General features: G+C 46.8%; 12 protein-coding genes. 4 read left to right on the top strand and 8 right to left on the bottom strand.

All coding sequences use genetic code 11. The features are described from left to right. The first annotated feature begins 214 nt into the window (after nt 1–214). Both gpmM and F557_RS0102595 read left to right on the top strand, forming a co-directional pair. A complete protein-coding gene (gene gpmM, locus F557_RS0102600; protein ID WP_157617730.1) occupies nt 215–1,753 on the top strand; it encodes a 2,3-bisphosphoglycerate-independent phosphoglycerate mutase in 1,539 nt (512 codons plus the stop codon). 224 nt (nt 1,754–1,977) lie between these two features. Further along, nucleotides 1,978–2,397, top strand: coding sequence for an acetyl-CoA sensor PanZ family protein (locus F557_RS0102595; protein WP_019000696.1), 420 nt, complete (start codon nt 1,978–1,980; stop codon nt 2,395–2,397). 105 nt (nt 2,398–2,502) lie between these two features. Here the strand turns inward: F557_RS0102595 and glpX are convergent, their stop codons facing one another. Next, entirely contained in the window at nt 2,503–3,537 is a 1,035-nt protein-coding gene (gene glpX / locus F557_RS0102590) for a class II fructose-bisphosphatase (protein WP_019000695.1), read from the bottom strand. 152 nt (nt 3,538–3,689) lie between these two features. Continuing rightward, nucleotides 3,690–5,042, bottom strand: a complete 1,353-nt coding sequence (locus F557_RS0102585) for a metallopeptidase TldD-related protein (protein WP_019000694.1) — start codon at nt 5,040–5,042, stop codon at nt 3,690–3,692. Between the two features lie 69 nt (nt 5,043–5,111). Here F557_RS0102585 and yjgA point away from each other — a divergent pair, with 69 nt between their 5' ends. Together yjgA and F557_RS0102575 are read left to right on the top strand one after the other, a co-directional pair. Continuing rightward, the gene (gene yjgA / locus F557_RS0102580) at nt 5,112–5,675 is read left to right on the top strand and encodes a ribosome biogenesis factor YjgA (protein WP_019000693.1); all 564 of its coding nucleotides are present in this window, start codon (nt 5,112–5,114) and stop codon (nt 5,673–5,675) included. A gap of 114 nt (nt 5,676–5,789) precedes the next feature. After that, complete coding sequence (locus F557_RS0102575; protein ID WP_019000692.1) at nt 5,790–6,107, top strand: rhodanese-like domain-containing protein; 318 nt, start codon at nt 5,790–5,792, stop codon at nt 6,105–6,107. Between the two features lie 109 nt (nt 6,108–6,216). Here the strand turns inward: F557_RS0102575 and tldD are convergent, their stop codons facing one another. The 6 genes from tldD to F557_RS0102545 form a co-directional block, all read right to left on the bottom strand. After that, a complete protein-coding gene (gene tldD / locus F557_RS0102570; RefSeq protein WP_019000691.1) occupies nt 6,217–7,743 on the bottom strand; it encodes a metalloprotease TldD in 1,527 nt (508 codons plus the stop codon). A gap of 229 nt (nt 7,744–7,972) precedes the next feature. Continuing rightward, nucleotides 7,973–9,445, bottom strand: coding sequence for a ribonuclease E/G (locus F557_RS0102565; protein WP_019000690.1), 1,473 nt, complete (start codon nt 9,443–9,445; stop codon nt 7,973–7,975). Beyond that, nucleotides 9,442–10,035 (bottom strand): Maf family protein, encoded by a 594-nt coding sequence (locus F557_RS18530; RefSeq protein ID WP_019000689.1) that lies wholly within the window; start codon nt 10,033–10,035, stop codon nt 9,442–9,444. Before F557_RS18530 ends, F557_RS0102565 begins: the two co-directional genes overlap by 4 nt. Beyond that, nucleotides 10,025–10,537, bottom strand: a complete 513-nt coding sequence (gene mreD / locus F557_RS0102555; protein WP_019000688.1) for a rod shape-determining protein MreD — start codon at nt 10,535–10,537, stop codon at nt 10,025–10,027. Before mreD ends, F557_RS18530 begins: the two co-directional genes overlap by 11 nt. Continuing rightward, a complete protein-coding gene (gene mreC / locus F557_RS18525) occupies nt 10,537–11,457 on the bottom strand; it encodes a rod shape-determining protein MreC (RefSeq protein WP_019000687.1) in 921 nt (306 codons plus the stop codon). The genes mreD and mreC overlap by 1 nt, the downstream gene beginning before the upstream one ends. Before the next feature lie 55 nt (nt 11,458–11,512). Continuing rightward, nucleotides 11,513–12,577 carry a rod shape-determining protein gene (locus F557_RS0102545; protein ID WP_019000686.1) on the bottom strand — a complete coding sequence of 355 codons (1,065 nt, stop codon included), beginning with the start codon at nt 12,575–12,577 and terminating at the stop codon, nt 11,513–11,515. Nucleotides 12,578–12,645 lie beyond the last annotated feature (68 nt).

The raw sequence follows: 12,645 nt of genomic DNA, 5'->3' as shown, positions 1-12,645 counted from the left end.
TCAAACAAAAAGAAAATGGTATTGCAAAAAAATACTTAAAAGGTCCCGTAGCTTATTCCGTATAACACCGCAACAGCAGTCATCACCAAATCCGGATTAAAAAGCACCAGCCGGGTTAAAGAGCCTCTCCTCTCCCATCTCTCCGAAATCTCATGTTTTGGTGTAAAATGTTCGGGTTGAAAAAGGTGGTGTACACCGTTACTATCAGGAAGGAATAAAAATGGCAAAGAAACCTTTTGCACTTATAATCATGGATGGCTGGGGCGACAATCCGGTCAGGGAATTTAATGCCGTGGCAAATGCAAACACCCCGAATCTTGACGCGCTGGCAAAGAACTACGCCAGTACTGATATTCAGGCATCGGGTATTGATGTAGGTCTTCCTGACGGACAGATGGGTAATTCCGAGGTCGGGCACACCAACATCGGTGCCGGCCGTATCGTTTACCAGGATCTTACCAAGATTGCCAAATCCATCAGCGACGGCGATTTCTTTACAAACAAGGCTTTCAACGAGGCAATTGATGCCACTCTGGCAAAAGACGGTGCTGTTCATGTAATGGGACTGATGTCTCCGGGAGGAGTGCACAGCCACGAAGATCAGATCAAGGCCGTATTCCGACTGCTGGCTCAGAAGGGAGCCAAGAAGGTATATTTCCATGCCTTCACTGACGGCCGTGACGTTCCGCCCAGAAGTGCCCAGAGTTCCATTGACGGTTTCGAGGCTCTTTTCAAGGAAATCGGTACCGGACGTTTCGCCTCCATGGTAGGCCGCTATTACGCCATGGATCGTGACAACCGCTGGGATCGCGTGGAGCAGGCCTACGATCTGCTCACCCAGGCCATCTCCGGATTTAAACCTTTCGCCACTGCCACTGACGCTCTCAACGCTGCTTATGGCCGTGATGAAAACGACGAGTTCATCAAGGCTTCCGTTATCGGCGATCCGGTAAAGATGAACGACGGTGATACCCTGCTCTTCATGAACTTCCGTGCTGACCGTGCCCGCCAGATCTCCCGTGCCTTTGCCAATGACGACTTCAGCGGTTTTTCTCGCAAGGCTCGCCCGGCCATTAACTTCGTAATGCTGACCGAATATGCCACAGATATTCATGCAGCCTGTGCCTATCCTCCCGAAGATCTGGTAAACACTCTTGGTGAATGGCTGTCCAAACATGGAAAAACCCAGCTCAGAATTTCCGAAACCGAGAAATATGCTCACGTCACCTTCTTTTTCAACGGCGGTGTGGAAACCGTATTCCCGGGAGAGGACAGAATTCTGGTACAGAGTCCCAAGGTAGCCACCTACGACCTCCAGCCCGAAATGAGCTCCGAAGAACTCACCGACAAGCTTTGCGCTGCAATTGAAAGTGCCAAGTATGATGTTATTATCTGCAATTATCCTAATGGCGACATGGTAGGACACACCGGAGTATATGAAGCCGCCGTGAAAGCCTGTGAAGCCGTAGATCACTGTATCGGTCGTGTAGTCGAATCTCTGAAAAAGGTAGGCGGAGAGTGTCTTATTACTGCTGACCATGGCAATGCTGAACGCATGAAGGATCTCGAAACCGGGGTTGCATATACTGCTCATACCAACCTTCCGGTACCTTTAATATACTTTGGCAGAAAGGCCGAGGCAGTATCAGGGGGGCGGCTTTCGGATTTAGCCCCTACCATTCTCTCTCTCACCGGAATGGAAATTCCGCCCGAAATGACCGGAAAACCTCTGTTTAAGCTGGTAAACGAGTAATTTGTTTTTTTTGCCCCAGCCAGGCAACTGACATATAACAAAACATGAGCGCCTCTTCACAACCGGGAGGCGCTTTTTTATCTGTGTCCACCACACAAAAACAGTGTCATTTTCACTGTGAATATGGATCTGCCCTGAAATATGGTTTATATTCTAACCGGCGGTTCGTGTCTTTAATAAAATATTACGGGCGAACCTTTTTATATCTTTAGGAAAACAGGAATATGCGATTAACAGTTTTCCATAACCATACTCCGGATGCGTTATGGGAAAAAAGTCTTGGCAAGCTCATTACTCCGCTTGCTTATTCTGAACTCAAAAAAATGGGAGATGTCCACACGGCCGTGTTCAATGACGGTGTTGTAGGCATTTCCGTATCAAAAAACGACAGCATCGTCTACCTCAAGGTTCGGGACATTACCAGAAGAAGAGGCGTCGGCAAATATCTGATAGAAGAAACCTGCGCTTACATTATTGAGAGCGGGTTCAATACGGTATCCTTCGACATTAAAACCGTGCCAGTAAATGAGCAGGATGGCCTGATTTATTTTCTGGGCATGCAAGGGTTTGTACAATCTCCGGATGATCCTCTGGTATTTATATACCGGGAGGATTTTGATGATGACGAAGAAGACTGCGATTAATCTGCTGTCGAAGAATTTTCCTGACTGTTACGTGACAAATTTAAAGGGGATGCCGATTCCTTTCGTCATGCATCCCCTGTCGGTACAGTGGGGTTATCCTATCCCCTATAACGAAGTCTGATCTTTTTCCTTTCCGAACACCAATTCATACAGAGTGCTGGACTTTCTGTTAAGCTGATGCAGAGAATTGATTCTGCGTATGGTTCTGGATGAACTGCGAATCAGAAGAGTTTCAGTGCGTGCCAGAGAACCGTTAAGAGTTACTCCCGACACCAGATCGCCGTCAGTAATTCCGGTGATAGAAATAATGGAACTGTCATTGCGAACCATTTCCTCGATATGCAGAACAGTCCCCGGATTAATTCCCATCTCCTGGCAGCGCCTGGATTCTTCCCTGCCCTTTTCAATATTCTCAGGTGTAGCTCCTTTGGCCACATCCCGTGGCAGAAGACGCGCATTCATATCGCCGTCAAGAGCCCTAACTGCTGCTGCACTGATAACACCCTCCGGGGCTCCGCCTATACAATAAAGAAAATCGATATCGTTGTCGGGCATACAGGTAAGTATTGATGCAGCAACATCCCCGTCAGGAAAGGCATAAACCTTAAGCCCCATCTCATGCATCATTTTAATGACACTTTCATGACGGGGTTTTGCAAGAGTTACACAGGTAAGCTCGCTGCACGGCTTTCCCATAGCCCGGGAAATATTTTCGATATTCTCCTTAAGTGGCAGATTCAGATCAATCGCGCCTTTCGCCCCCGCCCCGACAATCAGCTTCTCCATATACATATCCGGGGCTTTCAAAAAACCGCCCTTGTCGCACGCCGCTAGGACTGCTACTGCGTTAGCCTGTCCCAAAGCAGTCATTCTGGTACCGTCTATCGGATCCACAGCAATATCAACACCATCTCCTCCTTCACCTACTGCCTCTCCGATATAGAGCATGGGAGCTTCATCGATCTCGCCTTCGCCAATCACTATTTCACCGCTCATCTTTATTCCGTTAAGCATATAGCGCATGGCATGCACCGCAGCATCATCGGCAGCATTCTTGTCTCCTCTGCCCAGCCAGTGATAACTAGCCAAAGCAGCCGCCTCGGTAACACGGCAAAACTCCAAGGACATTTCACGTTTCATAACAATTCCTGAATATCACAAAAACCCCAAACGAACCATTTCAGATTTTAATTTGAGACAGCTGTTTTTGCAAAAAAAAATCTGTATGTACCAGCTTTTAGACTTTAAGGTACAATTCAACTCCGAAAGCAGAAAACAAGAACGTGAAAACATCATTCTCCGCCAGCAACGGTCATTCTGTCTATCATAACAGAGCCCGTCCTGAAACGCTGCCTCTCATCTGCATCATCAGCAATGCCGCGGATTCCCTGATACATATTTTTCAGATTACCTGCGATGGTTATCCCGGACACCGGATACTGAATTTCACCGTTTTCAACCCAGAAGCCGGTAACCCCGACTGACAGATCTCCATTCATGGTATTAATACCCTGTCCCATGGTACTGATTACCACAAGCCCCTTGTCCATGCTGTGCAAAAGATCTTTATAACTCTGTTTTGGGCCCCTTTCATCTGACAAAGTAACAATTCCCAGTGCACCTCCGGCATGACCGTTCGTTTTTTCACCAAGCTTCCGGGCACTGACACAGGAATGAAGATAATCAACAGCCACCCCCTTTTTGAAAAGATCACACCTGCGGGTGGCCACCCCCTCACTGTCACAGTACAGAGCTGAAATATGACCCCGAACCCTGGGATCCGAACTCATGGTAAACCATTCCGGAAAAACCTGCTTTCCACGGCAATCCTGCAAAAAAGAGCACTTATAGTACTGATTCATCCCGAAAATCGCACCTACTGCCGGTGATATAATCTCCGGAGCACAGTCGAACCGAAAAATCACCGGACAGGTACAGGTAGGAATTTTTTGGGGATTAATACATTCAATGGCCTCCCTTACCGATTCCCGAGCCAGAAAATCATCAGAAAGAAGAAGACGGCTGTCAACAGCATTGGTGTAGGAGGCCCCTGTCTGTCTTCCGGTACTGTCATCAGCCATAACACATACCGATTTGGAAAAATAGGAATTGGCCTCACTGCACATAAAACCTGCAGAATTCACCATGATATTCATTCCATAGTGATTGGAAACCCCGGCTCCTCTCGAATCAGTAATGCGAGGATCCCGGGACATGGCAAGCTCCTCCAGTCTGACCGCCGTCCTGAGACAATCGTCCGGATCTGGCTCTTCCGGATGAAGAATATCAAAATCTTCAGGCTCCCAGGCAAACTCATCCCTTTCCGGAAGTCCTGCAAAAGGATCCGGCATAGTGGTTCTTGCGATTGAAAGAGCCGCCCGTACTGTTTCCCTGATTGCTCCATCACTAAAATCCGCAGTCCTAGCATATCCTTTCTGATGATTTCTAAGCACACTGACAGAAAGACTGCGACTTTTATTAAAATCGATGTTTTCCAGCTCTCCATGCCGGCAGGATACGTCAAGACCGGTACTCTTATTCATCTTGACCACCACCTCATCAGCCCCCTCACAGCGAGCAAAATCGACTGCCATCTCCGCAATAAGTTCAAGATCTTTTTTTTCTGCCAAAATCCGTTCTTTCATTGTAAAAAATTCCTGTGTCTCTGAAGTGTCTGATAGAATACACTAAAATCAAGTCAGGATATTGAACCAATGCAACAAGATCATAATAATTTTTACCACGAGACAGACACTGACGATGGATGGGTGTCCCGAAGCTCCCGTAAAAGACATTCTCACCAGCTCCGGGATATCGGAAAAAAGCTTGTCTCTCTTTCCGAATCAGAGTTTAACAGAATTCCGTTCGGCGATCATGACAGCTTCAGAGAAGCTTGTCTTCATGCCAAAAAGCTGAAGCCAAGATCGGAGGAGCTCCGCCGGGAATTTCTGCACATTGAATCCCTGATGCGCTCTCTGGATGAATCTGAAGTCGACGCCATAAATACCGCTCTGGAGGCCATTCAAAGCAAATGCGTAGCCGGAAATGCAGCATTTCACAGACTTGAAGAACTGCGGGACAGTCTGATAAACGAAGGCATGACAGCCATAAACAGGCTTATTGGCGAGCATCCGGAATACGATCGGCAGAAGTTGCGGAATCTGACAACACGAGCCCGCATGGAAATGGAAAACCCTGCTGGGGAAAAACGTTTTTACCGGGAACTATTTAAATATCTCAGAGACGGTTCCGATAATCCGTCCGGAAACGGGGAATAGGATCCAGTTTCCCTATAATGTGATTTGACATGACAATGCCGTTCTTCAGAAAAAAGTTCTCGTGGCAAACGGCAGACAATTTAACTTTTGTTTATCAAGGTGAGGAATATCAGCATGATTAAAAAAATAGCGTTTATCGCCAGCATCCTGACACTGTGTCCCGCATTCGCGGCAGACATTTACATCGACGTCAGAAGCCCCCAGGAATATCAGGAATATCATATTGACGGAAGTGTAAACATCGTCCATACCGATATTGTGGCAGGAGTTCAGAAGCAGAACATTTCCAAGGATGACAATATTTACGTATTTTGCAGAAGCGGCAAAAGAGCGGGAATCGCCAAGGCAGCTCTCAATGAGGCAGGTTATTCAAAAGTTGAAAACCTGGGCGGCGTTCCGGATGCCGAAAAGTACATCAACTCCCGCAAGTAGAAGTAATCAGGAGCTCCGGTGTCCCAAAAGGGGACTGGACACACATCACCCAAAGCGTCCTGAACTATGAATAATGAGAAGTTCGCGGGACAGGAAGCAAGGCTGCTTGTCAGCCTTTAGTACCACCCACAGTTATACTGTCGAGTCTTATGGTAGGCATCCCGATCCCTACTCTTACGGACTGTCCTTCCTTGCCGCAGGCTCCGCTCCCCCTGTCAAATGAAAGATTGTTACCCACCAGCGACACCTGTTTCAGGGCATCAATACAGTTTCCAATGAGAGTGGCTCCTTTTACTGGATAAAGAACCTGCCCCTTTTCGATAACATAAGCCTCGCTCATGGAAAAGGTAAATTTTCCAGTTGAGGGATCAACCTGACCGCCCTGGAAATTCACGGCATATATACCGTGATCCGCACTGGCAATGACGTCCTCTCTTGGTGTTGTACCGGGAGCAAGGAAGGTGTTGGTCATTCTGGGAATCGGACAGCAGTCGTAATCCATGCGACGCCCGTTACCAGTTGATTTTGCCCCCATCAGCATGGCATTGCTCCGGTCATACATATATCCTTTAAGAATGCCGTTTTCGATAAGAACGTTCTCCTGAGCCGGGGTTCCCTCGCTGTCAACATTAAAGGAACCTGAACCATTGCTGATAATACCGGAATCAATAACCGTACACAGTGGCGATGCCACCTGTTCCCCGATTTTTCCGCCAAACACTGAAGTACTTTTTCTGACCGCGTCAGCCTCAAGACCATGTCCTACAGCTTCATGAAAAAGAACCGCTGGCCAGCCGCTGGCCAGAATTACAGTAAGCTCCCCAGCCTCAACTGGACGTGCTCTGAGATTTACAAGTGCGTTCCTGACCGCATCCCTGGCGATGGCAAGATAACGTTTTTCCGTCGCTCCGGATACCGCGTCAGGAGAAATCCCCCTGATAAAATCCATGGAAATCACCGGAACGTCCTCCTGGAAAAAATTCAAATCCGAAGCTTTACCAGAAGCACTGGAGCCATTCTCGCGAACTCCGTTCTCCTCAACTATGACAGAGCACGACAGACTAACCCCGGGAATTACATCAGCCGCCAGTGTTCCGTCAGTATTAGCCACCAGAAATTCTTTGTCCGATGAAGTTAGTGAAGCCATCACCTGAACCACCCGGGGATCAAGAGATCTGGCGAAAGAATCCATTTCCCGCAGGATAAAAACTTTCAGATCCCGCGACATGGAGCCTATGGGATCAAACTGATCCTTTATGCGTACCCGATATCCTTTGGAAAAATCAATCTTAGCCTCTCCAGAACCTGCCTGCTTGGATACGCTTCTGGCGGCACGTACCGTCTGATGCAAGGCTCTTTCATTAATTTCATCAGAGTAGGCAAGGGCTGTTTTTTCACCCAGAACCGATCTGACGCCAAAGCCCTGATCTATTGAGAAACTGCCGTTTTTAACAGCCTGGTCATCTATCGACCATGACTCGCTAATCTTTTTTTGAAAATATATATCACCGAAATCAATTTTTGTGCTGTTAAGACGTCCCAGCATTTTTTCAATATAGGAAATATCAAGATTATTTGCTTTAAGCAAATGATCTTCAACATAGGAAATCAGTGCCTGTGAGGAATCAAAGGACATATTGCGGTGGTACTCCTGTTTACTGCATTTTCGGGCTGTCAGAATATCCGTAAAAAAGCGACAGCGCAAACGTTTTACCTTAGTTTTGCAAAACAGTGCCGATTAATTGCCAAAACGCTGATTCCCCCATTGATTGAGAGTTCCCGGGAAACAGCATTCCAAAAAACATTTTAAACCAAACGGGTACTGTCTGCCCCGGACTGAAATTGCGGACTTTGCTGATTGCAAATTACTGCACACTCTGATTTTTGTTACCGGAAATAATTGCCCATGAGTCCCGGGAATCCCCTGTCATTTCCCTAATAACAACAGTTATCCCCAATTCAGAAGAAAGCCTCCCTAAAAATGAACGACCATTTTTGGACCGAAAAAAACTCAGAAGTCCGTCTTTCAGAATCAGAATCTGTTCATAATCATGATACGCTACACTTCTCCTGAACAATTCCCGGGAAATAGCCCCAAGAACCATATCCACATCCGGAAGTCTCCCAGAGCCATGGCACAGCGGACACACTTCAGAATGGTGCACAAGATTGCTGTCGTGAACTCTCATACGGGAAATCTCCACAATCCCCAGCTCGGAGAAATCGGAAACCCGGGAAACCAGCGAATCCTTCTTAAGCAGAGTTTTTAAAATGCGCAAAATTTCGGATCTGTGCATATTATTACGCATGTTAAGAAAATCAACCGCTATGATACCGCCTATTCCCCGTACCCTGATCTGGGACGGAATGACCATAGCCGCTTCCTTATTGACCATAAAAGCTTTTTCTTCATCAGAAGATCCTGAAATTGCGCTTCCTGAATTAACATCCACAGCCGTAAGAGCTTCTGCCTCATCAAAAACAACTTCTCCGCCGGAGGAAAGACTGCATGTTCTCCGAAAAGAATTCTGAATCTGAATATCCAGTCCGCAGTTATCAAATAGCAGTTCCTGCTCACTTCTTTCAAAAATCCTGAGTTCAGGCCCCCATGGATAATCGTGAAAATATTTCTCAGTAACTGCAGAAAATCTGCGGAAAGACTCCTTTGAACTTACAACTATGGCATCTAAAGAATTGTCTCTTACCAGACATTCAGCTGCATCCGGACTATCGTAAAGAAGACCGACCCGGCCGGAAGCACAGGCCGTGCTTTTAAGATTGCCGAGAACCTCATAAAGATAATTGGCCTCAGTCTTTAGAACATCAAAAATATCCTGATCCGGGATTTCGGCAACCGCTGTCCGAATCACAAAATGTCCTGGATACTTATAAACATGGTTATCCACCATTCGGTCAGCAATTTCTGTGATTAAATCTCTTTTGGGAGATGGAATTTTCCGTGATATACGATTTTGGCCTGCCCCAGACTCAAGCACCAGATACCTTCCGGTAATCACCGGTTCCAATGAAAGCCGGCACCCTTTAGAACCTACACGCTCTCTTTCCACCATAACAAGAACATGGCCACCAGGAATAACTTCCTGAGAAAAACCATTTTTTCCCGGCTCCAGATACGCTGCCCGGGAATCGCCAATATCCACAAAAGCAGCCATACCGGGGATAACTCTCGTTACCCTGCCGCAATATACAGCCCCCCTGCGGGGATACACTGATTTCGAACACTCTCCAGAAGCTATCACGAAATCCGTAAGGATTCCGTCGTCAGCTATTCCTGCCCTGAAGGATCCCGGAATATCCTCAATGAACAAAACTCTCATCCATGCCCCCCAGAAGGAAAAACACCAAATCCGGAGAGTCCCCGAAGAACCTCATCTTCTGGCAGACCGATAATATTGCTGAAACTGCCATGAAAATCACTGACAAATTTACGGCCAATTCCCTGAATCGCATATCCGCCAGCCTTGTCGCATGGCTCACCGGTATTCCAATACCATTCAATCTCAAATGGAGTAAGCCGGCAAAAGCTAACCTGACTCACCACTGTCTCAATATGAGTATCCCTGCCACAGAGTACCGTAAATCCGGTAATAACCTGGTGAGTATTTCCGGCCAGCCGTGTCATTATTTCAAAAAAATCAGATTTTGAGGCCGGTTTTCCGATAACATCACCATCCAAGTCAATAGTGGTATCAGCTGCCAGAATAACAGTAAAAGGAGATACACCGGGGAATTTCTGAACTGCCCGGGCCTTTTCATATGAGAGACGTCTCACATACGCCTCAGGGGATTCCCCATCATGGCGAGATTCATCGATTTCGGGTCTAAGTACACGAAAAACAAATCCCAGCTTTTCAAGAATCTCACGTCTCCGAGGAGAGCCGGAAGCCAATATCAGTTCAGTAGTCATACAGTTCAAGAGCACTTTTCGGAGATACCGCTTCGTAAATCAAAGTTAAAACAAGATACACCAACGGCCAAAGTAACACTGTGGAAAGACATGACCAGAATACCTGATAATCCACTGTTACCACCCCAAAGATATGCTCCACCCAGAAAAGGAGAAACTGTCCCAGACAGTTAACCGCCCCAACAACGATGGTCTTCTGAATCAACGAATAGTAACGAATATTTTTAAACTGACAGGCAACAATCCATGACATAAAAGCAAAAGCTGCAGCATGGATGCCCAAAGTCGCCCCCAGAAGGAAATCGAAAAAAAGTCCGGTAAGCCAGCCAATTCCGACATTTACTTTTTCGGGAACTACAATAACCCAATACAGAAGCACGCATACCACATAATTCGGTGAAAAAATATCAGCCTCTGCCGGAAGCTTTACCAGGGATAACAGAAGACCGATAAATAACGAACCCCATATAACAACAAAAACACCGGCGTGTCTGATATTCATTAATTACCTCCGGATTTATTGTTTTCACCATTCTGCGAATCAGTTTTATTCCGATCCCCGACATCAGCAACTCCGGAATAAAACTGATCCCTCTGGGATTCCGGCACCCATATCAGAAACATGTGTCTCAGGCGATCCAGAAAAACCGTGGGCTGTGCCTTGATTTCAGCAAACTGCACCCCTTCCCGACGGTCAAATGTTGAGACCCTAGCTACCGGATATCCTCGGGGAAACTTTCCACCCAGTCCAGAGGTTACCAGAAGATCACCTTCCCTGATATCCACATTTCTGGGCATGTTAATAATACTAAGCTCATTAACCACTCCAGTTCCCGATGCAATGGCCCGAATACCGTTTCTCAGAACTACAACTGGCACAGCATGATTCTGATCCGATATCAGGAGCACCCTACTGGTGGATTTAGAAACACTGATTACCAGACCGACAATTCCTTCCTCGTTAACCACCGGCTGACCTTCATAAACATCGTCATCCGTTCCCCGGTTAATCATCACTGTAAGAGAAAAAGGGTTGGTATCAACCATGATAACCTCAGCCCCGATTTTGCGAAAATCATCCTGTATAGGGGAATTGCTGAGCCGTCTTAAACGCTCGTTATCCTCCACCAGACTGTCATAGCGCAGCAGGTCAACCCTGATATCAGAAATCTCCCGTTTCAAAAAATTGTTTTCCCGCAAAAGCTCCTGATAAGAATAGCGACTTTCGGAAATTCCTCTTCCGAATACCACAGGCATATTGGCAACATAATAGACTGGAGTAAGCCAGCTTTCGAGAGTATAACGGAGATCCCTGAAGTAATTAAAATGGGAATCACACACTATGAGTATGAGCGAAAAAATACCGCAGATAATGAACCTGGCAGTTGAAGAAATTCCAAAATAACTCAGCTTATCAACCATTACCCACGGACCTCAAAACAAAAAAGCCCCATCATAAGGGGCTATACCGGTTCGGTTACCCGCGTTCAAACAGCGAATATCCGGTAGAATCATAGAGCTCCAGTGCTGCACCACCGCCTCTGGCAACACAGGTGAGCGGATCTTTGGCAACCCGGACGTTTACATTCGTTTTTTCCGAAATCAAACGATGCAGATTACGCAAAAGAGCCCCGCCTCCAGTCAGAACCATCCCCTGATCGGAAATATCGGCAGACAGCTCCGGACGAACATTGCTGAGGGCATCCTGAACCGCTCCGAGAATATTCTTCAGAGGATCCTGAATAGCCTCCATCACTTCTTCGGAGGTGATGGTTACCGACATGGGCACCTGATTAATGATGCTCTGGCCTCGGATTTCCATAGAAAGCTTCTCATCCTCATCATTCTCGCTGGCACAGCCAATCTGGATCTTCAGATTCTCGGCGGTGACTTCGCCAATTTCAATTCTGTGCTTGTCTCTGACATAGGAAATAATAGCCTCATCCAGCTTGTCCCCGCCAGTTCTGACAGAAGCTGCATAAACCACCCCACCCAGCGAGATAATAGCCACTTCCGTAGTACCGCCGCCGATATCAATAACCATAGATCCTTTGGCCTCAGTTACCGGAAGCTCTGCCCCCACCGCTGCTGCCATGGGTTCGGTTATCAGAAATACCTCATTGGCGCCAGAACGTTTTACTGCCGCCTTGATAGCAGCTCTTTCCACTGGGGTAGATCCGTAAGGCACACATACCAGTACCCGCGGAGATCCCTTGATTATCCCCATAAATCTGTTGGTTTTATGCTGAATTATACGCATAAACTCTTCCAGCATCTTCTGCGTATATTTGCAGTCCGTAATAACGCCGTCGCGCATCGGACGAACCACTTTGATATTCTCAGGAGCTTTTCCCAGCATTTGCTTGGCTTCCCGTCCGACAGCTACGGATGTCATCGAACCGCCACGTCTTTCATCACTGACGGCAACCACTGACGGTTCATTCAGTACAATACCCTTTGATTTGACATATATAAGCGTATTGGCAGTACCCAGATCTATAGACAGGTCATTTGCAAAAAGACCTCTGAGTTTCTTAAACATATTAAAATTCCGGAAATAAATCTTTAAGGATTCCAATAAGGAACCTTCTTCATAATAACAGGTGCGGA

The organism is Succinimonas amylolytica DSM 2873, from assembly GCF_000378405.1.
GTDB lineage: Bacteria > Pseudomonadota > Gammaproteobacteria > Enterobacterales > Succinivibrionaceae > Succinimonas > Succinimonas amylolytica.
Note: the sequence above shows the minus strand (reverse complement) of the source record. Positions and strands in the feature narration are given on the sequence as shown.